The sequence below is a fragment of the Ruegeria sp. genome, assembly GCF_965243365.1.
In the GTDB taxonomy this organism is placed as follows: Bacteria; Pseudomonadota; Alphaproteobacteria; order Rhodobacterales; family Rhodobacteraceae; genus Ruegeria.
Genome location: NZ_CBDEUW010000002.1, coordinates 2173379 through 2194995, shown reverse-complemented (window position 1 = coordinate 2194995; position 21617 = coordinate 2173379). Strand labels below are relative to the sequence as shown.

At 59.1% G+C, this 21617-nt stretch carries 25 protein-coding genes; 11 read left to right on the top strand and 14 right to left on the bottom strand.

All coding sequences use genetic code 11. From position 1 onward, the window contains the following. Positions 1 to 12 precede the first annotated feature (12 nt). The 3 genes from ACP0GE_RS14590 to folK form a co-directional block, all read right to left on the bottom strand. A complete protein-coding gene (locus ACP0GE_RS14590) occupies positions 13 to 2145 on the bottom strand; it encodes a RelA/SpoT family protein (protein WP_424832643.1) in 2133 nt (710 codons plus the stop codon). A 26-nt stretch (positions 2146 to 2171) separates the two neighbouring features. Continuing rightward, a complete protein-coding gene (rpoZ, locus tag ACP0GE_RS14585; protein WP_155142277.1) occupies positions 2172 to 2525 on the bottom strand; it encodes a DNA-directed RNA polymerase subunit omega in 354 nt (117 codons plus the stop codon). 94 nt (positions 2526 to 2619) lie between these two features. After that, on the bottom strand, positions 2620 to 3189 hold the full coding sequence (gene folK / locus ACP0GE_RS14580) for a 2-amino-4-hydroxy-6-hydroxymethyldihydropteridine diphosphokinase (RefSeq protein WP_424832642.1): 570 nt from the start codon (positions 3187 to 3189) through the stop codon (positions 2620 to 2622). A 138-nt stretch (positions 3190 to 3327) separates the two neighbouring features. Here folK and ACP0GE_RS14575 point away from each other — a divergent pair, with 138 nt between their 5' ends. The 6 genes from ACP0GE_RS14575 to ACP0GE_RS14550 all read left to right on the top strand — a co-directional run bounded on the left by ACP0GE_RS14575 (position 3328) and on the right by ACP0GE_RS14550 (position 7158). Next, the gene (locus ACP0GE_RS14575; protein ID WP_424832641.1) at positions 3328 to 3903 is read left to right on the top strand and encodes an NYN domain-containing protein; all 576 of its coding nucleotides are present in this window, start codon (positions 3328 to 3330) and stop codon (positions 3901 to 3903) included. Between the two features lie 185 nt (positions 3904 to 4088). After that, positions 4089 to 5039, top strand: coding sequence for a 4-hydroxy-3-methylbut-2-enyl diphosphate reductase (ispH, locus tag ACP0GE_RS14570; protein ID WP_424832640.1), 951 nt, complete (start codon positions 4089 to 4091; stop codon positions 5037 to 5039). Beyond that, positions 5036 to 5488: a DUF3429 domain-containing protein gene (locus tag ACP0GE_RS14565; protein ID WP_424832639.1), complete on the top strand. Its 453-nt coding sequence runs from the start codon at positions 5036 to 5038 to the stop codon at positions 5486 to 5488. Before ispH ends, ACP0GE_RS14565 begins: the two co-directional genes overlap by 4 nt. Continuing rightward, on the top strand, positions 5485 to 6078 hold the full coding sequence (locus tag ACP0GE_RS14560; protein ID WP_424832638.1) for a class I SAM-dependent methyltransferase: 594 nt from the start codon (positions 5485 to 5487) through the stop codon (positions 6076 to 6078). Before ACP0GE_RS14565 ends, ACP0GE_RS14560 begins: the two co-directional genes overlap by 4 nt. Next, positions 6071 to 6538 (top strand): ribonuclease HI, encoded by a 468-nt coding sequence (gene rnhA / locus ACP0GE_RS14555; protein WP_424832637.1) that lies wholly within the window; start codon positions 6071 to 6073, stop codon positions 6536 to 6538. Before ACP0GE_RS14560 ends, rnhA begins: the two co-directional genes overlap by 8 nt. After that, entirely contained in the window at positions 6535 to 7158 is a 624-nt protein-coding gene (locus ACP0GE_RS14550; RefSeq protein ID WP_424832636.1) for a trimeric intracellular cation channel family protein, read from the top strand. The genes rnhA and ACP0GE_RS14550 overlap by 4 nt, the downstream gene beginning before the upstream one ends. Before the next feature lie 19 nt (positions 7159 to 7177). Here the strand turns inward: ACP0GE_RS14550 and speB are convergent, their stop codons facing one another. The 6 genes from speB to def (ACP0GE_RS14520) are packed head-to-tail and all read right to left on the bottom strand — an operon-like array spanning position 7178 to position 10460. Next, positions 7178 to 7999, bottom strand: coding sequence for an agmatinase (gene speB / locus ACP0GE_RS14545; protein ID WP_424832635.1), 822 nt, complete (start codon positions 7997 to 7999; stop codon positions 7178 to 7180). 41 nt (positions 8000 to 8040) lie between these two features. Beyond that, positions 8041 to 8277 carry a GlsB/YeaQ/YmgE family stress response membrane protein gene (locus ACP0GE_RS14540; RefSeq protein ID WP_424832634.1) on the bottom strand — a complete coding sequence of 79 codons (237 nt, stop codon included), beginning with the start codon at positions 8275 to 8277 and terminating at the stop codon, positions 8041 to 8043. A gap of 1 nt (position 8278) precedes the next feature. Continuing rightward, the gene (locus ACP0GE_RS14535; protein ID WP_424832633.1) at positions 8279 to 8527 is read right to left on the bottom strand and encodes a hypothetical protein; all 249 of its coding nucleotides are present in this window, start codon (positions 8525 to 8527) and stop codon (positions 8279 to 8281) included. Positions 8528 to 8542: 15 nt separating this feature from the next. Beyond that, positions 8543 to 9448, bottom strand: coding sequence for a methionyl-tRNA formyltransferase (gene fmt / locus ACP0GE_RS14530; protein WP_424832632.1), 906 nt, complete (start codon positions 9446 to 9448; stop codon positions 8543 to 8545). A 2-nt stretch (positions 9449 to 9450) separates the two neighbouring features. Next, the gene (gene def / locus ACP0GE_RS14525) at positions 9451 to 9945 is read right to left on the bottom strand and encodes a peptide deformylase (RefSeq protein WP_424832631.1); all 495 of its coding nucleotides are present in this window, start codon (positions 9943 to 9945) and stop codon (positions 9451 to 9453) included. Continuing rightward, the gene (gene def, locus ACP0GE_RS14520; protein WP_424832630.1) at positions 9942 to 10460 is read right to left on the bottom strand and encodes a peptide deformylase; all 519 of its coding nucleotides are present in this window, start codon (positions 10458 to 10460) and stop codon (positions 9942 to 9944) included. The genes def (ACP0GE_RS14525) and def (ACP0GE_RS14520) overlap by 4 nt, the downstream gene beginning before the upstream one ends. A 94-nt stretch (positions 10461 to 10554) precedes the next feature. Here def (ACP0GE_RS14520) and ACP0GE_RS14515 point away from each other — a divergent pair, with 94 nt between their 5' ends. Continuing rightward, positions 10555 to 11727, top strand: a complete 1173-nt coding sequence (locus tag ACP0GE_RS14515; RefSeq protein WP_424832629.1) for a MalY/PatB family protein — start codon at positions 10555 to 10557, stop codon at positions 11725 to 11727. Between the two features lie 41 nt (positions 11728 to 11768). Here the strand turns inward: ACP0GE_RS14515 and ACP0GE_RS14510 are convergent, their stop codons facing one another. After that, complete coding sequence (locus ACP0GE_RS14510; RefSeq protein WP_424832628.1) at positions 11769 to 12122, bottom strand: hypothetical protein; 354 nt, start codon at positions 12120 to 12122, stop codon at positions 11769 to 11771. A 211-nt stretch (positions 12123 to 12333) separates the two neighbouring features. On the opposite strand from ACP0GE_RS14510, the gene ACP0GE_RS14505 reads away from it, so the two are divergent. Further along, on the top strand, positions 12334 to 13323 hold the full coding sequence (locus tag ACP0GE_RS14505) for a glutathione S-transferase family protein (protein WP_424832627.1): 990 nt from the start codon (positions 12334 to 12336) through the stop codon (positions 13321 to 13323). On the opposite strand, the gene ACP0GE_RS14500 is transcribed toward ACP0GE_RS14505, so the two are convergent. Next, positions 13305 to 13667 (bottom strand): response regulator transcription factor, encoded by a 363-nt coding sequence (locus ACP0GE_RS14500; protein WP_424832626.1) that lies wholly within the window; start codon positions 13665 to 13667, stop codon positions 13305 to 13307. The genes ACP0GE_RS14505 and ACP0GE_RS14500 overlap by 19 nt on opposite strands. Positions 13668 to 13852: 185 nt before the next feature. Here ACP0GE_RS14500 and cobD point away from each other — a divergent pair, with 185 nt between their 5' ends. From cobD to ACP0GE_RS14485, 3 genes are read left to right on the top strand one after another with little or no spacing between them, the layout of a single operon-like run. Further along, entirely contained in the window at positions 13853 to 14815 is a 963-nt protein-coding gene (gene cobD, locus ACP0GE_RS14495) for a threonine-phosphate decarboxylase CobD (RefSeq protein WP_424832625.1), read from the top strand. Further along, positions 14812 to 15732, top strand: a complete 921-nt coding sequence (cbiB, locus tag ACP0GE_RS14490) for an adenosylcobinamide-phosphate synthase CbiB (protein WP_424832624.1) — start codon at positions 14812 to 14814, stop codon at positions 15730 to 15732. The genes cobD and cbiB overlap by 4 nt, the downstream gene beginning before the upstream one ends. Before the next feature lie 11 nt (positions 15733 to 15743). Continuing rightward, a complete protein-coding gene (locus ACP0GE_RS14485; RefSeq protein WP_424832623.1) occupies positions 15744 to 16907 on the top strand; it encodes a lytic murein transglycosylase in 1164 nt (387 codons plus the stop codon). A gap of 43 nt (positions 16908 to 16950) precedes the next feature. On the opposite strand, the gene ACP0GE_RS14480 is transcribed toward ACP0GE_RS14485, so the two are convergent. The 3 genes from ACP0GE_RS14480 to ACP0GE_RS14470 form a co-directional block, all read right to left on the bottom strand. Continuing rightward, positions 16951 to 17628, bottom strand: a complete 678-nt coding sequence (locus ACP0GE_RS14480; RefSeq protein ID WP_424832622.1) for a cyclic nucleotide-binding domain-containing protein — start codon at positions 17626 to 17628, stop codon at positions 16951 to 16953. Between the two features lie 89 nt (positions 17629 to 17717). Then, a complete protein-coding gene (locus ACP0GE_RS14475) occupies positions 17718 to 18068 on the bottom strand; it encodes a hypothetical protein (protein WP_424832621.1) in 351 nt (116 codons plus the stop codon). Between the two features lie 54 nt (positions 18069 to 18122). After that, entirely contained in the window at positions 18123 to 21578 is a 3456-nt protein-coding gene (locus ACP0GE_RS14470) for a chromosome segregation SMC family protein (protein ID WP_424832620.1), read from the bottom strand. Positions 21579 to 21617 lie beyond the last annotated feature (39 nt).

Sequence of the window (21617 nt, the reverse complement as noted above, 5' to 3'; positions counted from 1 at the left end):
GATCACCCCTTCTCAGCCAGCCGCAACCGCGGTTTTGGTCCGATCCCTGTACCGTTCCACCGCGGCCACGTCACTTTCTGCTTCTAGCATCAACATCAGCGAATGCAGCTGTTCCAGATCCCGCAATTCGACACTGATCAGCAGACGATAAAAATCCGGTTTGCGGTCAACAAATTCCAGGTTCGAGATATTGGCCTTTTTCTCGCCAATCAATGTGCAAATACGCCCCAGGACTCCGGCATCGTTGCCGATCGTCAGGTCCAGCGTTGCGCCATAAACCGCTGGGTGCGTTCCGGAGTGCCAATGCAAATCCACCCAACGGTCGGGTTCACTTTCAAACTCGCTGAGCCGGTCGCAGTCGATGGCATGCACGACCACACCTTTGCCGCGATAGGTGATGCCAACAATACGCTCACCCGGCAGAGGCTGGCAGCAAGGCGCGCGGTCGAACTTCTGCCCCGGCTCCAGACCAATGACCGCGCGGCGCAAGGGGATAGCATCGCCATCATCCTGTGTCAGTTCCGGATAAACCGCACCAACAACATCGTGGGCTGTCAATTCCGCACTGCCGAGGCGGGCCAGCAATTCGTCGCGATCCTTCAGGCGCAAGTGCTTGGCGGCGGTGTCCAAAGCCTTATCTGTCGCCTTTCGGCCAACATGCTCAAACCCTGAGCGGGCAAGTTCCTTGCCCAGTTTGATGAACCGTTCCCGGTCAACCTCGCGCAGGGCGCGGCGGATGGCGGTGCGGGCCTTACCCGTCACGGCGATCTCAAGCCATGTGACTTGCGGTGTCTGTCCGTCAGCGGTGATAATATCCACCGACTGCCCGTTCTTGATCCGTGTCCACAGCGGCACTCGGATGCCATCCACCTTGGCCCCGACGCAGGCATGACCGATCCGCGTGTGGATGGCATAGGCAAAGTCAATCGGCGTCGCCCCGCGCGGCAGCTTCACCACATCCCCTTTGGGCGTGAAGCAGAACACCTGGTCGGAATACATCTCAAGCTTGACGGCTTCGAGGAAATCCTCGTGATCGTCCTCACTGTCAAACTGCTCGGTCAGGTTGGCGATCCATTTGGCCGGGTCCACGGCAAAGGGGTTTTCGGATCGCACACCATCCCGGTAAGACCAATGCGCCGCCACACCGGTTTCGGCGACGTCGTGCATCTGACGGGTTCGAACCTGAACTTCGACCCGTTTGCCATCACGACCCGACACCGTGGTGTGGATCGAGCGATAGCCGTTCGACTTCGGCTGGCTGATATAATCCTTGAACCGCCCCGGCACCGCACGCCAACGCTGGTGGATCGCGCCCAGAGTCCGGTAACAATCTTCCTCGGTCTGCGTGATGATGCGGAAACCATAGATATCGGACAGGCGGGAAAAACCCTGATCCTTTTCCTGCATCTTGCGCCAGATCGAATAGGGTTTCTTGGCGCGCCCGAAAACCTCGGCCTCGATCCCGGCCTTTTCTAGCTCGTGCCGCATGTCCCCGGTAATCCGATGGATCACATCGCCGGTTTCGCGTTGCAGTGTGATGAAACGGCGGATAATCGACTGACGGCCTTCGGGATTGAGAACGCGGAACGCAAGGTCTTCCAGTTCCTCTCGCATCCATTGCATCCCCATGCGTCCAGCCAGCGGCGCATAGATATCCATCGTCTCACGCGCCTTGACCACCTGCTTTTCCGGGCGCATCGCCTTGATCGTGCGCATATTGTGCAAACGGTCGGCCAGCTTGACCAGAATGACCCGCAGATCCTTGGACATGGCCATGAACAGTTTGCGGAAGTTCTCGGCCTGTTTGGTTTCGCGGCTGGAGAGCTGAAGGTTGGTCAGCTTGGTAACACCATCCACCAGCTTGGCGACCTCATCCCCGAACAGATCCGAGATTTTGCCATAGCTGGCCTTGGTATCTTCAATCGTGTCGTGCAGCAGGGCCGTAATGATCGTCGCATCATCCAAACGCTGTTCGGTCAGGATGGCGGCTACGGCAACGGGATGAGAGAAATAAGGCTCGCCGGAATGGCGAAACTGACCGTCATGCATCTGCATTCCGAACTCATAAGCCCGGGCGATGCGGTCAGCATTTGTTTTCGGGTTGTAGTTGCGGACCAGCGCAATCAGGTCATCAGCAGAAATCATCCGGTCCGCACCTTCATTACTGGGGCTTACCCCTGGCCCTGAGCCTCCATCAGAGCGCGCAGGAGCTTTTCTTCCGACATGTCGTCATCGGCAGGCTTGTCCGATTCCGCGCCCATCAGCAGCGCCATCTGATCTTCTTCAGGCTCATCAACCTCGATCTGAGTCTGGTTGGCCTCGATCAGGCGCTCGCGCAGCTCGTCCGCGCTTTGGGTTTCGTCGGCGATTTCGCGCAGAGACACGACAGGGTTCTTATCGTTATCGCGGTCAACGGTGATCGCGGCACCAGCAGAAATCTCGCGCGCCCGGTGGGCTGCAAGCATCACCAGTTCGAACCGGTTCGGGACCTTGTCTACACAATCTTCGACCGTAACGCGGGCCATAGGGCGCTCTCCGTAAATGAATCCGTGGCAAGAAGGGGTTTATCTAAGCGTGATTCCCCGCCTTGACAAGCAGGAAATGCCGCAAATGCAAGGATCACAGCGGCGTCACAAGGGCCACATCCTCCGGCGGCAGCGCGGCTATCATCTCAGCAACATTCTTTCCAAGCATCGGGTGACGCCAGTCAGGCGCAACATCCGCCATCGGAACCAGTACAAACGCCCGGTCCTGAACGCGCGGATGCGGCAGGATCAATTGGTCCGGGGCCAATTGCCTTTGGTCTTCGGGGGGCAATGTCCTCCAGCGCTCGTATTCAGTGACATCAGGCAGCACAAGATCGTCCCAGCACACTAAATCCAGATCCAATGTCCGCATCCCCCAGCGCTGTTCTCGCGAGCGGCCAAATCTATGTTCGATGTCGTGCAGAACCTGCAACATGACCTGAGGGTTCTCATTTGTCTCGACCAATACGGCGGCGTTGACATAGTCCGGCCCTGCCCCAACAGGGAAACAGGGGGTGGCAAAAAACCTGCTTTCCGCGCGAATCACCAGGCCTGCTTCGGCCATGGCCAACACAGCGTGCTCGAGTGTCACCTTGGGTCCGCTATGTCTCAAGCTGAGATTTGCGCCCAGCGCCACAACCGCTTTTGACTGCGTTTTTACCATATTTACCTCTATATTCAGGTCAGAGAATACTTGCGATAAACCCCAAAAGGCCTATTTTAAGTTTACCATTGTGCTGACCAAATTTTTCTCACTCACGGAACCAAACGGTGCGATGGTTTATACCGGAAGGATCTATTTATGTTTTATAAGGACGAACGGCTAGCGCTGTTCATCGATGGCTCGAATCTTTACGCAGCCGCAAAAGCACTGGGGTTTGACATTGACTACAAGCTGCTGCGGCAGGAGTTCATGCGCAGGGGCAAACTCCTTCGGGCCTTCTACTACACAGCGCTACTGGAAAATGACGAGTATTCACCGATCCGCCCACTCGTGGACTGGCTGCACTATAACGGGTTCACCATGGTGACCAAACCGGCCAAAGAGTACACGGACGCCATGGGACGTCGCAAAGTCAAAGGCAACATGGATATCGAACTGACGGTCGATGCCATGGAACTGGCTCCGCGCGTTGATCATATCGTGCTGTTTTCGGGCGATGGGGATTTCCGCCCGCTGATCGCAAGTTTGCAACGTCAGGGCGTACGCGTTTCGGTCGTGTCGACCATTCGCAGCCAGCCTCCGATGATCTCGGACGAGTTGCGCCGTCAGGCCGACAACTTCATCGAACTGGAGGATCTGCGCGATGTGATCGGCCGCCCTCCGCGCGAGATGCCCAGCGAACCACGTAGCGTCGCAGCCGCTGGCGGGCTCTGATCCCACCAAAGCTGTTCAATACAATGAAGCGCGGTCAGAAGTGATTCTCCTGACCGCACTACTTTAACTATGTATTGGTACTGAAACGTCATTTTGATAGCAGTTAATCATGTCATGTAAATGACGCGTTGCTGTCTGGACCATGGCAGGGAAAAGACTTACCTGTCTGTCAAGGAGACAGACACATGAGCAAGCCGCCCCTGACACTTTATCTTGCAGCCCCGCGCGGTTTCTGTGCCGGTGTGGACCGGGCCATCAAGATCGTTGAGATGGCTCTGCAGAAATGGGGGCCGCCGGTCTATGTTCGCCATGAGATCGTCCATAACAAATTCGTTGTCGACGGGCTACGCGCGCAAGGGGCCGTATTTGTCGAGGAACTGGACGAATGCCCTGACGATCGGCCAGTGATCTTTTCTGCCCATGGTGTTCCAAAATCGGTTCCCGCTGCGGCATCCCAGCGCGAGATGATCTATGTGGATGCCACCTGCCCGCTGGTGTCTAAGGTGCATGTCGAAGCTCAGCGCCACGCGGATGCCGGATTGCAGATGATTATGATTGGCCACAAGGGCCATCCTGAAACGGTCGGTACAATGGGGCAATTGCCTGAAGGTGAAGTGCTATTGGTTGAAACCGTGGACGATGTGGCCTCGGTTCAGGTCCGCAATCCTGACAAGCTTGCCTTTGTCACCCAAACCACGCTGTCCGTGGACGACACCAAAGACATCATCGCGGCGCTGCAAACGCGGTTCCCGGCCATTGTCGGGCCACATAAGGAAGACATCTGCTACGCCACCACAAACCGGCAAGAAGCTGTGAAAGCCGTAGCCCCGAAATCCGACGCCCTGCTGGTTGTCGGAGCACCAAACTCATCAAACTCGCGCCGTCTGGTCGAAGTCGCTTCGCGCGCCGGGTGCAACTATGCACAGTTGGTACAACGCGCGACCGAGATTGACTGGCGCGCACTGGACGGCATCAAAAGCGTCGCGATCACCGCAGGCGCCTCGGCTCCTGAGGTTTTGGTGAATGAAGTCATCGACGCCTTTCGGGGCCATTATGACGTCACGGTCGAACATGTCGAAACCGCAATCGAAAACGTTGAATTCAAGGTGCCGCGCGTTCTACGAGAGCCCGCATGAGTGATATACCGCGCGCACCCTTGCTTCTGGCTCTGGCCGGGTTGATTCCGTTTGTCTGGGGCGCGCTGACATATCTGAACTCTGACCTTCAGGCTTGGGGATCGCGTGCGCTTGGGCCACGTTTTGTTGGCCCTTACGTTCAGCTGTTTTACGGCTCTGTAATTCTAAGCTTCATGTCGGGGGTTTTGTGGGGTTTCGCCACCAAAACGTCAGGCAGCAGGGCCGCCACCGGCTATACCCTGTCGGTGCTGCCCGCGCTGTGGGCGTTTTTCATGACTGGCGGCGGGCCGATAAGCGCCAGCGTCAATCTGATCATGGGCTTCACCGGGCTTCTGTTTCTGGATGCGGCCTTCTGGTACTGGGGTCTGGCCCCGCGTTGGTGGATGAAACTGCGCATCCTGATGACAGCCATCGTAATCCTGTGCCTTTCCGTCGGAGTGTATCTATGACCGACCGGAACACCATTTCCGTCTATGACGCGCAAGCCGCGCGGTACTCGGAACTGACCGACGCAGACAATACCGGTGACCCCCAACTGGCCCGATTCATTACCGCCCTTCCCGATGGCGGCTCTGTTCTGGACCTGGGCTGCGGCCCCGGTGCTTCTTCTGCCGTGATGGCACAAGCAGGATTGCAGGTGCAGGCCGTGGATGCCTCGGCTGAAATGGTGCGTTTGGCGTCCTCTCATGCGGGTGTTTCCGCCATACAAGCCAGCTTTGCCGATTTGGATGCGGTCGCTGAATATGACGGCATCTGGGCTAATTTCAGTCTGCTGCACGCGACCCGTGCGGATTTCCCCGGATATTTGCGCGCAATCCACCGGGCCCTGAAGCCAAAAGGGCATTTCTATATTGCCATGAAACTGGGGCGCGGGGACGGACCTGATCGGCTGGGCCGTTATTACAGCTATTACAGCGAGGATGAATTGAAGACATATCTGCAGAAGGCGGGCTTTCGCATCACAGATCGACGACTGGGTAGTGGGACCGGGCTGGACGGCTCGGTTTCGGATTGGATCGGACTGACCGCCCATGCCTGAGCTGTTTGCCTATACCGACGGCGCGTGTTCGGGCAATCCCGGCCCTGGCGGCTGGGGTGTTTTATTGCGCGCCATGGATGGCGATACCGTTTTGAAAGAGCGCGAACTGAATGGTGGTGAGGCGGAAACCACCAATAACCGCATGGAATTGCTGGCCGCGATCAGTGCGCTGGAAACGTTGTATCGGCCCTCAAAGCTGACCATCGTGACCGACAGCGCCTATGTGAAGAATGGCGTCACCGGATGGATCTTCGGGTGGAAGCGCAACGGCTGGAAAACCTCGAACAAGAAGCCTGTGAAGAATGTTGAACTGTGGCAACGGCTGGACGAGGCGCAAGCCCGCCATGACGTGACGTGGGAATGGGTCAAAGGCCATGCCGGTCACCCGGAAAACGAACGCGCGGATGAGCTTGCACGGGCGGGAATGGCCCCGTTCAAACCGAAGAAAGAGCAAGCGTGACCGCGCTCGCAGTGCTGGACTACACCTCGGTTCTGGTCTTTGCCCTGACCGGCGCACTGGTGGCCAGCCGGGCGCAATTGGATTTGGTGGGTTTTGCTTTCATTGCCTGCCTCACCGCAGTCGGCGGCGGCACCGTGCGCGATTTGCTGTTGGATCGCCATCCGGTCTTTTGGGTGGGCCAGCCGGACTATATCCTTATTGCTGCGGCAGCAGCAGTTCTGGTTTTCTTCACCGCCCATCTGGTGGAAAGCCGCTATAACTGGCTGATCTGGCTGGACAGTTTTGCGTTGGCCATCGCGGTTGCAGCCGGCACCGGCGCGGCTTTGTCTCTGGGTCAGTCGGGCGTCATTGTGGTGCTGATGGGTGTCAGCACCGGCTGTCTTGGCGGACTGATGAGAGACGTGGTGTGCAACGAAGTTCCATTGGTTCTGAAACAGGGCGAACTCTACGTATCCTGCGCTTTTGCAGGGGCAATCGCCGCAGTGCTTATGAACCAGCTTGGGTTTGACGAGCTTGCATCTCTGGGCGCCTGCGCAGCGACATGCTGGGCGCTGCGGGCCGGATCGCTGTTGTTCGGTTGGCGGCTTCCCGTTTACAAAAGCCGCCCTCCACGCCAGTAGCGTTTTGGAAATCGCGCCGTTAACGCATCAGCAACCGGGCACCGATTTCCTTGACGAATTTGGCCGCAACCATTGCTGTCATACCATTGGGGTCGCGATGGGGATTCAGTTCGACGATATCGGCACCCACCAGTTGCCCTTCAAACCGGTGGATCAGGTCAATAACCTCGCGCGTGCTGAGCCCGCCAGGCTCGTGATGCGAGACGCCGGGCGCAAAGGCCGGGTCCAGCGCATCAAGGTCCAGCGACAGATAAACCGGACCGTCAAAGGATAGCTGCAGATCAGCATGCCAGCTGCGCATGTCCACAACCTCGACCCCGAATTTATCGGCCTGCTCGCGCTGATGCTTGTTCATCGTGCGGATACCAACCTGTACCAGACGGTTGATCTGACAGCTTTCCATGACCCGCGCAAAGGGACAGCCGTGGCCGAACGGTCCGATGTCCTGCGTATCGTACAAATCGGGATGGGAATCGATATGCAGAATGTTCAGCCCCTGATGACGATCCGCATGCGCCTTGATTAGCGGGAAGGCGACCGAGTGGTCACCACCAAGCGACAACAGCCGCGCACCGGTTGCGATCCGTGCGGCGGCCTCATTTTCGATCCGGTCAATCGGTTCCTGCCCGCGCATTTCGAACACATCCAGATCACCTGTGTCTTTGAACCGGTCTGTAGCACCCAGATCAGTACCGTCTTCAGCCGTTAGATTGGCGGCACCGCAATGCAGCGCTTCACGAATTCTGTTGGGCGCAAAAGCAGGACCCTGCAGGAACGAGGAATGCCCGTCCAGCGGGATCCCCATCAAGGCAACATCACCGGGTTTCAGATCATAGGTCACTGAGCAGCCTTTCTGGTTTGATTAATTGTTCGGTTAGGGCTTCACCGGCGGAAATAGGTTTGCCAAAGCCAGATGAACAACAATGCGCCCAGCACAGCCCCGACAAATCCCGACAGCCACCCCATTACGGTCAACAACGCCCGCAATAAAAGCCCGCCGATCAACGCACCGACGATGCCGATCAGCATTGTAGTTGGGATATCAGCCTCAATCCGCATCAGGCGGGTCGCCAGAAATCCGGCGGCGGCTCCGATGACGATCAAGGCGACGATGGGCACGTTATTTCCTCCAGTGGGTTGGCACGACAATCAGCGCACCAATTGATGAGACGATCGCATTCATGCCCGCGGACCAAAAGCCAATTCCAAACATACGGGCCAACATCATCTGGGCGAAGAAGAACAGAAATGCGCCGCCAATACAAATGATGATGGATTGCAGATATCCGTTGTGGGTAAAGCCGGTTTTTTCGGACAGGCTACCGATGATGGCGGCAATCAGAACCGTCCCGATCAATGTCATATACAAATCTGATATTCCCTCTTACAGCCGGGCCCCTTCGACCACCGGCCAACCGCGCAGAAACACATCTGCGTCTTGGGCACCTTTGCCCGCCCGTTGCAGGCGCAGCAGATCAATCGCCCCATCCCCGCAAGCCACGCGCAGCGTTCCGTTCAGCACTTCGCCCGGGGCACCCTGCCCATTGGCCAATCGCGAGGCCAGCACTTTGACCCGCTGACCATTCACCTCGGTCCAAGCGCCCGGAAATGGCGACAGGCCCCGAATTTGGCGATCAACCTCAGCCGCGGGTCGCGTCCAATCGATCCGCGCCTCGGATTTGTCGATCTTTGTGGCATAAGTCACACCGTCCTCGGGTTGCGGATCAGGGGTCAGGTCGGGCAGCCTGGTCAGAGCCTCGACAATCAGCGCGGCACCCATGTCCGACAGGCGGTCATGCAGCTGGGCCGTGGTTTCCTCGATGCCGATATCGGTGGCCTCACGCAGCAAAACCGGGCCAGTGTCCAGTCCAGCCTCCATCTGCATGATGCAGATGCCGGTCTGCGCATCACCTGCCATGATCGCGCGATGGATCGGAGCAGCCCCGCGCCAGCGCGGCAGCAGGCTGGCGTGGATATTCAGGCAGCCATGGGTCGGTGAGTCCAGAATCGGTTGCGGCAGGATCAGCCCATAGGCCACGACCACTGCGATATCGGCATCCAGCGCGGCGAAACTGTCTTGTTCCTCGGAAGATTTTAACGAGGCCGGGTGACGCACCTCGAGGCCCAGCGCCTCGGCTCGGGCGTGGACCGGGGTCGGGCGGTCTTTCTTGCCCCGCCCTGCTGGGCGCGGTGGCTGGCAATAGACGGCGGCAATGTCGTGCCCGGCCTCAACCAGCGCCTCCAGCACCGGTACTGAGAAATCAGGCGTTCCCATGAAGATGACGCGCATTGCTACCCCTGCTTTTTGGCCTTGCGCAGCAGCATGTCGCGTTTGACCTTGCTGAGCCGGTCGAAATACATCCGCCCGTTCAAGTGGTCGATCTGATGCTGTACGCTGGTGGCCTCGATCCCGACAAAGTCACGACGGTCGATCATGCCCTGTGCGTTGAGGAACTTCACCGTCACTGCGCGTGGGCGCGTCACCTTGGCAGAAACTCCGGGCAGGTTTGGGCTGGCCTCTTCATGCTCGCGCAGTTCGACCGAGCTGTGGAGGATCTCCGGGTTGGCCAAACGCACCGCCTTGCCCCGTTCGGTCGATCCGTCCACCACGGCCAACCTTAGCATCACCCCAATCTGAGGCGCGGCGAGGCCAACGCCGGGCATCGCCTCCATCGTGTCGATCATATCGTCCCATATGGCGCGGATATCATCGGTGATTTCGGTGACGTCCTCGGCCTGGGTCCGCAAACGTTTATCGGGCCACGGCAGGCAGGTCCGTACCGTCATGTGCGGGCCTTCTCGCGCTTGAGCTTCTGCATTTTACGCGTGATCATCTGGCGCTTGAGCGGTTTGAGATAGTCGATAAACAGCTTGCCGTTCAGATGGTCGATTTCATGCTGTACACAGGTCGCCCAGAGATCGTCAAAGGTCTCCTGCTGCAAATTTCCGTCGCGATCCAGCCACGTTACCTCCACGACCTTGGGGCGTGTGACTTCGGCATATTGCTCGGGGATCGACAGGCAACCTTCCTCATAGACATTGGTCTCGTCCGACGAGGCGATGACCTCGGGGTTGAACATCACCAGCGGGCGCGGGGTTTCGCCCTCTTCCTTGACGCAATCCACCACGATCAACCGCTCCAGCACGCCAATCTGCGGCGCCGCAAGTCCGATGCCGGGCGCGTCATACATCGTCTCCAGCATGTCATCGGCCAGTTTGCGCAGATCGTCGGTGATGTCGGCTACCGGTGCGCAGACCTTTTTCAGGCGGGGATCGGGATGGATTAGGATATTGCGTTTCATGGGGCTGATTTAGGCCATCGCGCGCGACACCGCAACGGCCCCCTTGCACCTGATGGATTTGTGGTTAGCTTTCGGCTCGACAGATGGAGATGACATGACTTTCAACGACATGATCGACCGCCGTGGCACCAAAAGCTCGAAGTGGGGCAAGATGGAACAGCTGTATGGCGTGTCGCCCGAGGATGGGCTTGCCATGTGGACAGCGGATTCCGATTACCAGACGGCCCCTTGCGTGATTGACGCAGTACGCAAGGCCGCAGAGCACGGTGTCTTCGGGTATTGCTGGATGCATGCGGACTATCTGGCTGCGGTTCAATGGTGGATGAAAAACCGCCATGATTGGGAAATTGATACCGATTGGATTCTGACAACGCAGGGATTGGGCAACGCAATAGCACTCAGCCTGGATGTCTGGACCGCCCCGGGCGATGGCGTTGTGATCTTCCCTCCTGTCTACCACGAGTTCGCACACAAGGTGAACAAAGCCGGACGGCGCGTGGTGGAATGCCCCCTGGTGCGGGATAGCGACAGCTATGCGCTGGATCTGGAAGATGCCCAGTCACGTCTGGACGGGTCTGAAAAGCTCCTGATCTGGTGCTCTCCGCAGAATCCGTCGGGGCGGGTCTGGACACCGGATGAACTGCGCGCCGTAGCGGATTTCGCCGAACGCAATGATCTGATCCTGATCTCGGACGAGATTCACAATGATCTGGTCTACCCGGGCCATAAATTTGTCCCTATGGATGTCGCAGCGCCCGAGATGCGCGCCCGAACCGTAACGCTGACCGCGGCCTCCAAGACGTTCAACATTGCGGGTCAGCGAACGGGCAACATGATCATCCCGGACGCCAAGCTGCGGGCAGAAATGAAGCACCGTCTGAACACATTGGACTACGACCCCAGTGCGTTGGGCGTCGCCATGATCACGGCAGCCTACAGCCCGGACGGCGCAGACTGGGTTGATGCACAGATCGCCCATCTGAGCGAGAACCGCCGTCTGTTCGACGCAACCATCGCAGAGATCCCGGGACTATGGTCTATGCCTTTGCAGGCGACATATCTGGCTTGGGTTGATTTTTCGGGCACCGGGATGGATCACGACGAGTTTGTGCGGCGGCTGCGAGAGGACGCAAAGATTGCAACATCGTCAGGCCCAGGCTTCGGAACCGGAGGCGAAACGTTTGAACGTTTCAATCTGGCAACGCAACGCGCCCGCGTGGAGGACGCGTGTGAAAGGCTGAAACGTGCGTTTTCCGATTTGCAGTAATCTGCAGAACTTTCCGGGCAGTCACGCTGCCCGGCTGCAAGTCAATCCTCTTTCCCCAAAAGCGCAATCGGCGCGTCTGGTGCGCGGTAGAAATCCAACGGTGCCTTGTCGGCAGCGACAGTATTTCGCTTGAACTCATACCGCATCTCGCCTGCGGCTTCCTCATCCGCGATGATCAGGCATTGGTAGAGGTGATTGGCCCCGTCATAGATATCGACCAGCCCCCGCAAACGGGGTGTGGTTTCGGCCTCGACCGTAAATCCATCCCGCCACAATGTCAGGATTTTGAAGCTATTGTTTCCAAATTCCACCCTCAGGCGGCTGGCCTTCTTCAACGACGCGAGTCGCGCGGCATCCAGTTCAGCGCGAATTTCCTTTGAAACATAAGTACTCATACTGAATTTCTCCCTGGATACCCTCTATTGTGGAATCAATTTTGTAAAAATCCAGTGAATCTGGCCACTTCGCCTGATGCCGTGGCGATCTGTTGCCGGGGCTCCCTGTCTTGGATTGTGCATCGGCGCAGGCTCTCTGCGCGTCGGGAGGAATAGGCATAGGCCTGCTGCTGCCCTAGCTTTACGGTCACCCACAGACGGAGGACTAGGGATGGGATTGCTTGTCGACGGCGTGTGGCATGATCGCTGGTATGATACAAAATCAAATGACGGCGCTTTCAAACGATCCGCGGCACAGTTTCGCAACTGGATTACCCAAGACGGAAGCGCAGGCCCATCAGGCAAAGCCGGTTTCGCCGCCGAAAGCGGACGCTATCACCTTTATGTCAGCCATGCCTGCCCATGGGCACACCGGACACTGATCTTTCGAGAACTGAAAGGGCTGACCGATCACATTCAGGTCTCGGTCGTGCATCCCGACATGCTTGACAAGGGCTGGACCTTTCAGACCGATGATCATGGGGCAACCGGAGATCCATTGTTCGGGTTCGACCATGCTCACCAGATTTACACACGCGCAGACCCGTCCTATTCCGGCCGTGTCACCGTTCCGATCCTGTGGGACAAAGCGCAGCAGACCATTGTTTCGAACGAAAGCTCGGAAATCATCCGCATGTTCAACTCGGCCTTTGACAGGGTCACCGGCAATTCCGACGATTACTGGCCGGAACCGATGCGGGACGAGATCGAAGAGGTCAATGCCCGCATCTACTCCAACGTCAACAATGGCGTCTACAAATGCGGTTTCGCCACGTCCCAACAGGCCTATGACGCAGCGGTTGGTCCTCTGTTTGATACGTTGAACTGGCTTGAAGAGAGATTGGCCAATAACCGGTACCTCATGGGTGATCGCGTAACCGAGGCGGACTGGCGATTGTTCACGACTCTGATACGATTTGATCCGGTGTATCACCTGCATTTCAAGTGCAACCGCAAGCGGCTGATCGATTACCCGAACCTATGGGCCTTTACGCGAGAGATGTACCAATGGCCCGGAATCGCACAGACGGTGAATATGAACCATACCGTGCGCCACTATCACTACAGCCACGACAGCATCAATCCGCACCGGATTATCCCGGCAAACCCCACGCTGGATTACATGCAGCCCCACGGGCGCGATCAGCGGCCAGCAGCGTAATGTTCAACCATCGCCGCCAGATCTTCGGGCGGCGTGCTGCTTTGCACATAGGCACAGGCATTCGGACTGTGGGCAAAGATGGAACCATCCGAAAAGAAGGTGGTATTGGTAACAAAGATCACCCGCGCCTCGGGGCGGCGATAACTGGCGAAATCGGCAACCGCCAGGGCACTGCCGCTTTCCAGAACCAGATCAAGAACGATGATATCAAAGGCCGTCCCATACAGCGCCAGGATCGCGGCTTCTTGAGTCTCAACCAGTGTAACCTCGGCATCCTGCCTTTGCAGATGCCGTTGCCAGACCCGACCGAGATCGGGGTTACTCTCAACAATCAATACTTTCATTTGCAACAACCTCGGCACATGATAGGGTGAGTAGTGCCGACCCCTAGGGTCCGTGATCACGCCATTTCGTTAACAAAGTGTTAACAATGATAGGCGCGGGCCTCGCTCACGCGGATTTGCTTGTGTAGACGGCGAAAATCCGCTTGAAACGGGGAAAATCGACAGTTTTTCAGCAAAGATCACCGATGCAGCGACTCACCGACCTGAACCCTCGCGCACAGCGTGACCATGGCGGCGGATTGGCCTCGGCCATGGCCCAATATGGTGGGGATCGCACCGACTGGCTGGACCTGTCGACAGGGATCAACCCCCTGCCTTATCCGGTTGGTCAGCTTGTCCCGTCGGACTGGACGGCGCTGCCCGATCACGATGCCTTTGAGGCGCTGACCGCAGCCGCGCGAGCCTTTTGGGAGGTGCCCAAAAGCGCTTCGATCCTGCCTGCGCCGGGCGCCTCTGCCGTGATTGCGCGACTCCCGGCCCTCGCCACCCCCGGGCGCGTACGGATCACTACGCCCACATATAATGAACACGCCGCCGCGTTTCGGTCTCAAGGCTGGGATGTCACGGAAGATGGAGCGGCAGATGCCCGTGTCATTGTACATCCGAACAACCCGGATGGGCGGCTGTGGCAGGCGTCTGACGTCGATGCGGTCCTGACCGTGATTGATGAAAGCTTCTGCGATGTCACACCTGAGGCGTCACTGATCCACCTGGCAGAAAAGCCCGGAATGATCGTGCTGAAAAGTTTCGGCAAGTTCTGGGGTCTGGCCGGGCTTCGGTTGGGGTTCGCCATCGGACAGCCGGACCTTGTTGCCCGGTTGAACGACCTTACCGGTCCATGGGCTGTGTCCGGGCCCGCGCTTCGGATCGGGACCCGTGCTTTGCAAGATACCGGCTGGGCCGACATGACCCGCGCCCGGCTGGCGCAGGATGCGGAACGGCTGGACGCGCTGATAACATCACGCGGCGCACAACTGGTCGGCGGCACCGACCTGTTCCGCCTGTATCAAGTCGACCGCGCCGCAGACTGGCAAGACCGGCTGGCGCGCTCCCATATCTGGAGCCGCATCTTCCCCTATTCGGAAACCTTTTTGCGCCTGGGTCTGCCACCTTCTGACGGCTGGTCCAGATTGAAGGCCGCGCTGTGAGCGCCGCGTTCCTGCTGATCTGCGCCATGTGCCTGGATGCCGCTCTGGGCGAACCTGACTGGCTCTGGTCGCGCATCCGCCACCCGGCAGTGATAATTGGCAACGGGATCGCCTGGCTAGATAAACGCTTGAATCATGGCACTCATCGTCGGCTCAAAGGTCTGGCTGTAGCCGCCTGTCTGGTGCTGACCGCAGTGGCTGCGGGAAAAATACTCAGCGTGTTAGGCCCCTTGGCCGAAATCGTGATCTGCGCCGTACTACTGGCACAGAAGTCTTTGGTTTCACATGTGCGCAACGTCGCGGACGGTTTGCAGAACTCTCTGCAAGAAGGGCGGAACACGGTGGCTCTGATCGTCTCCCGTGACACACGGGATATGAGCGAAGCGCAGGTTTCTCGATCAGCGATCGAAAGTGCGGCCGAGAACCTCAGCGATGGGGTTATCGCGCCTGCCTTCTGGTTTCTGGTTGGGGGGCTGCCGGGGCTGCTTGTTTACAAAACCATCAACACGGCTGACAGCATGGTCGGCTACCGCAACGAAAAATACCTTGAATTCGGTTGGGCCGCAGCCCGGCTGGACGATCTGCTGAACCTGATCCCGGCGCGCCTGACCTGTCTGATGATTGTCGCGCTCTCTGGCCAATGGATGCACTGGCCTCAGATCGTCGCAGATGCCCGCCGCCACATCTCGCCCAACGCTGGCTGGCCCGAAGCTGCGATGGCGCGGGCCCTGAATGTAGCCCTTGCCGGTCCCCGCAGCTATGACGGGCAGGTCCGCGATCTGGCCTGGGTCAACGGCGATGCCCCGCGCGACATCGGCGCGGCAGAGATTTTCCGCGCATGCGACATGCTATGGAATGTTTGGGGGCTTGCGCTTGGCGTTGTGTCGGTGTGGGTTGGGCTCAGCATTATTTTCTGACGGACACACTCATGCGTTTCTTCTCCGGCCTCCTTGTCGCCACCCTGCTCGCCTCACCTGCCTTTGCCCAATGCGGAGGGAACTTCAATTCCTTCGTGAAAGGACTAAAAGCCGAGGCCGCACAGCAAGGATTCGACAAATCCACCGTCAACGCTTTCTTCAAGGGCGTTCAACAGGACAATGCGGTACTGAAAGCGGATCGCGCACAGGGCGTTTTTCAGAAGCCGTTCATCGAGTTCTCACGCCGCTTGATTTCGCAAAACCGGATTGATCGCGGACAGGCCATGTCGCGCAAATACGACGCAGTGTTTGACCGGATCGGGCGGGAATATGGCATCTCGCGCGGTGTGCTGCTGGCGTTTTGGGCTTTCGAGACCGACTACGGCGCGTTTCAGGGCGATTTCAACACACGCAATGCACTGGTGACACTGGCCCATGACTGCCGCCGACCGGAACTGTTCCGACCACAGATTTTCGCGGCTATCGAACTGTATCAACAGGGTAATTTCGATCCCAACCGCACCACCGGCGCCTGGGCCGGAGAGATCGGCATGGTTCAGATGCTGCCCCGTGACATTCTGGAAAACGGAGTGGATGGCGATGGCGACGGCAAGGTTTCCTTGAAAACCTCTGCCCCCGATGCGCTGATGTCCGGGGCCAAGATGTTGTCACATCTGGGCTGGCAACCGGGTCAACCCTGGCTGCAAGAGGTGACGGTACCCACCCAGATGGACTGGTCGCTGTCCGGCCCCGGCAAGCCGCGTTCTGTGACCGACTGGCAGGCGATGGGCGTTCAGGCGCGCAACGGGTCTTTGACGGACCTGCCAACCTCGCTGATCCTGCCGCAGGGGCACAAGGGGCCTGCCTTTTTGGCCTACCCCAATTTCGACGTCTATTTCGAATGGAACCAGAGTTTTGTCTACGTACTGACCGCCGCCTATTTCGGCACCCGTTTGGAGGGCGCGCAGATCTATGATGCGGGCAACCCGGCGCAGGGGTTGTCGGGCGCTCAGATGAAGCAGTTGCAGAGCAAGCTGCAGGCGCGTGGGTATGACGTGGGCAAGATCGACGGCATTCTGGGGGCGGGAACGCGGGCCGCCGTGCAGGCGGAACAGGCGCGACTGGGGTTGCCTGCGGATGCGTGGCCGACGGTCGCTTTGTTGAACAGCCTGTAGAACCAAACGCCTCTGCGCCAAAAAATTCTGGGCAAGTGCCAATTCAAGTCGCCAGTTGCGGAAGTTGAATGCGTGCGACCTGCAGATACCGCGCGATCTCAAGCCCCAAACTGGCCTCGATTGAAATCTGCAGGTCCGGGTTCTTTCCGAACTCACTGTCCAGATCGGCAAACTCCCAGGTCAGCAGACGCGTGGGACGGGTCGTTCTGACCGTAACGGGCGTGGAAAAGTTCTGGCGGTCGCTCAGAAAGGCGATGCTGCCCAGAAAGCGCGATCCACCCAAGCTGTCCACCTCGGCCCCGTTGATCTCGACGCTGACTTCACCGTCAACGATCAGCGACAGGGTTCGGACCGGCGTCCCTTGCGTCATCAGAACGCTGCCTGCTTGCGCGGTAGTCAACTTACCCGCACGAAGAAACCGAAACGCGTCTCGTTCGGCAAAATTGGGCAGCGCCGTTTTGTAAAGATGACTTTCTTCATCGGTGAAAGGGGCCGGACGGCGGTCAAGCAGGATGCGGATGATCCAGAAGATATTGATCGCCGTAAAAAACAAATTCCAGCCGATGGGCGTCCAGAGTGGCGTGCTTTGCATGTAATAGTAGGGCAGCAGAAAAAGGGCTGCGACCACCGTCAGAATGCGTAGCCAGAAGATGTCCTTAACCGAATAGGACAGCAGGTAGAAAATATTCGCCGTATTGACCAGGACGTCCAGACCCAACATGCTATTCCCTCGCTCACCGCATGATCTCGGGTCATGGTAGATGACTGCCCTCAGAGCGCAATGAGCGCTTATGACGGCAGATGGTCAGATCACTCCGGCCGCACCGGATACCGATCCCCTTTCTCGTCAATCAGGATCAGGCGATCCCCACTGCGCACATACAAGTCGCACCGGCTGAACCCGTTGCGATAGGCGATACAGACACTGCCGTCCTCGGCGATGGAATAGGTGCCGAACGCCGAGTCTCCACTGGCGTAGGTGTAGGAATAGGCCCCGCCAGCCGAAAATTTGGCCTGACCATCATCGTAAAATATCAGCGTGCGCCCTGCCAGAGCGTCAAGCTCCTCTGCCGACAAAGGAACATCTCCGGGTTTGATAGGCCAGTCGGCAGCGGTGGCAGGGCCTGCCGCCAGAAGGGCCAGGAACAAAAAACGGGTCATGCGGCAAGCTTACCCCGACAGGTGGTCAGATGGACATAACGTTGCGGTGATCGGTCAGGCGACCATCTGCTCGGCTTTTTTCAGGTCAACCGAGACCAATTGGCTCACGCCCTGTTCCTGCATTGTCACACCGAATAGCCGATCCATCCGCGCCATGGTCACCGCATGGTGGGTGATAATCAGGAAACGTGTGTCGGTCTGGCGGCACATTTCGTCCAGCAGGTCACAGAAGCGGGTGACGTTGGCATCGTCCAGCGGCGCGTCGACCTCATCCAGCACACAGATCGGGGCCGGGTTGGCGAGGAAAACGCCGAAGATCAACGCAGTCGCGGTCAGGGTCTGTTCGCCACCCGACAACAGGCTGAGGGTCGAGAGTTTCTTGCCCGGTGGCTGGCACATGATCTCAAGCCCGGCATCCAGCGGGTCGTCGCTTTCGACCATGACCAGATTGGCTTCACCGCCACCGAAAAGATGTTTGAACAGCATGGCGAAGTTCGAGTTCACCTGTTCGAACGCAGTTAACAGGCGCTCACGCCCCTCGCGGTTGAGGCTGGCTATACCGCTGCGCAGGGCCTTGATCGCGTCTTCCAGATCGGCCTTTTCGCTGCTCAGCGTGTCGAATTCTTCCTGAACTTCCTTGCTGTCTTCCTCGGCCCGCAGGTTCACGGCTCCCATCGCGTCGCGCTGGCGTTTATGGCGGTTGACCTCAGCCTCAAGTGCGTCAGCGGCGGGCATCTGATCCGGGTTAACATCCAGTTGGTTCAGCAACTGGTTCGGGGTCAGTTGCTGATCTTCGGCAATCCGTTCCGCGGCCGCGACAACACTTTCCTTGGCCGCGTCACACCGTGCCTCGGCTGCGGCCCGACCTTCGCGGGCTTCCGAGGCCAGACGTTCCGCTTCACGCTCGGCCAGCACCACCTCGCGCTGCTGCGTCTCGGCTTCGGCCAGCTTGTCGGCGGCCTCGGCCCGGCGCGCTTCGGCGGTTTCGATCAGCTCGTTCAGTTCCTCACGCGCCTCGGCGATTTCCGCAGGGGCTGCCATCGCCTCGGACAGCTCCTCCTCCGAGCTTTCCTTGCGTTCGGCGAGTTCGGAAATTCGCTTTTCCGCCGTCTCAAGACGATGCCGCCAGCCGCTAAGGTCTTTCGTCACCTCCTGCGTCCGGCGTGTTCGCGCCTCACCCTCGCGACGCAGCTCATCATGGGTCGAGCGATGGGTCAGCATGGTGATCCGCGCGGCCTCAACCGTCTGTTTGATGTCCTCGACCTGCGCGCGGGCGCTATCGAGGTCGCCCAGGCCCGTCAACGCGCCTTCGGCTTCACGCAGTTGCGCGCGGGCGGACATGGCGTCTTCCTTATGGCGGTCCACGGCCAGTGCCAGCGTCTCCAACTTACCTTGCGCCAGATTGCGGTCCGCTTCGGCCCGGCTCAGTTGGCGGGCCGTTTCTGCCATACGCTGATCGGCAGTGCGGCGGGCCTCACGCGCACGGCGGTCGGCTTCGGTCACATCGGCCAGTTGTTGCGACAACGCTTCGTGCGCGGCGCACGCGCCTTCGGCCTGCGCCTCGGTCCGGGCCAGTTCCTGTTTCAACGCTTCCAGCTTGTTGAGCTGTTCCAACCGAAGGGCCGCCGCACTTGGCGCATCCTCGGCCCAGGCGCGGAACCCGTCCCATCGCCACAGATCACCCGAGCGTGACACCAGCCGCTGGCCGGGTTTCAGCGATGCCTGCAAGCGCGCGCCTTGATCCGCGTCGACCAGCCCGATCTGTGCGATCCGGCGGCTTAGACGGTCTGGTCCGGACACATGCAGAGCCAATGGCTCAGCGCCTTCCGGCAAGGGTTGGTCACTGTCATATCCTGCAACCTCTACCCAGCCGGACGGGCCGTCGCCTTCGACCAGCGGCGCGCGCAGATCATCGGCCAGCGCAGCCCCCAACGCCTTTTCATAGCCTGAGGCGACACGCAGCAAGTCCAGAACCTGCCCGCCCTCAGCGGTATCACGTTCAACCAGTTTCGCAAGCGCTGTGGTTTCAGCCCTTATCGCGCCTAGCTCACCTTCGGCCTCGGACCGCTTGGCGCGTGCCTCAGCTTCGCGCGCCTGCGTGTCATTGCGCAGTTCATCAGCAGCGGCCAGCGCTTCTTCGGCGGCCTCGGCAGCTTCGCGGGCTTCTTCTTCACCCGCCTGTGCGGTCTCAAACGCCTCGCTGGCACGGGTCAGAGCGCTGCGTGCCTCGTCCACCGCAGCGCGGGCCTTTTCCTCTTCGCCCTCGGAGCGGGCCAGGGTTTTACGGCTGTCCTCTACCAGTCGCTGCGCCGATTGGTGGCGGGCCACCAGACGGGCCATGTCTTCGGTTTCCTGCGAAAGGTGATCTTCGCGATCCTGCAGAACCGATGCAGCCTCGCGGGCAATTTCCGCAGCCTCGGCGACCTTCTCGTCATAACCCTCGGCGGCTTTGGCCAACTCGCGGGCCTCCCACTCCAGCCGTTCGATCATTTCGCCCGCGTCCCGGTTCAGGCCGGATTCGCGTTCAATATCGTTGCCCAGCTGCTGGATACGGTTGGTCAGCGTCTCGATCGTCTGGCGCGCACGGGTTTCCTGATCCGAGAGCTGATCCCGTTGAACCTGCTGGCGTTGCAAGACGGCGGCGGCGATGGCCTCTTCCTCGCGCAGGGGTGGTAGCGTTTCTTCGATTTCGGCACGTTTGGCGGCGGCTTCGCGGGCAGAAGCTTCGGCACGCGAGGCTTCGGTAATGCGGTCCCGCAGCTTTTCTTCTGCCGCCTGACGGGCCATGTCCGCCTCTTTCCAGCGGCGATAGAGCAGCATCCCTTCGGCTTGACGAAGTTGCTCACCAATCTCGCGATAGCGCGCGGCCTGACGGGCCTGACGCGCCAGCTGTGCCAACTGCCCGCCCAATTGTTCCAGCACGTCATCAACGCGGGTCAGATTGGACTCGGTGCCTTTGAGCTTCAGTTCGGCCTCGTGGCGGCGCTGATAGAGGCCCGAGATCCCGGCAGCCTCTTCCAGAATGCGGCGGCGCGCACGGGGTTTGGCGTTGATCAGTTCGGCGATGCGGTTCTGACCCACCAGCGCCGGGGAATGCGCGCCAGTCGAGGCATCGGCAAACAGCATCTGCACGTCGCGGGCGCGGACATCCTTGCCGTTGGTCTTATAGGCGCTTCCGACATCGCGGGTGATGCGGCGGACGATCTCAAGCTGGTCGCTGTCGTTGAAGCCCGAAGGCGCCAGACGTTCCGAGTTGTCCATGGTCAAAACAACTTCGGCAAAATTGCGTGCGGGCCGGGTGGCCGCCCCGGCAAAGATCACATCTTCCATCGCGCCGCCACGCATGGACTTGGGGCGGTTTTCGCCCATAACCCAGCGCAAAGCTTCCAGCAGATTGGATTTGCCGCAGCCATTGGGACCAACCACACCGGTCAACCCGTCCGCGATGATCAAATCGGTCGGGTCCACGAAGCTTTTGAAGCCGGTCAGTTTGAGTTTGCTAAAGCGCAATGGCTGCTCTTGGTATGATTCCTATGGGTAAGAAGTCTG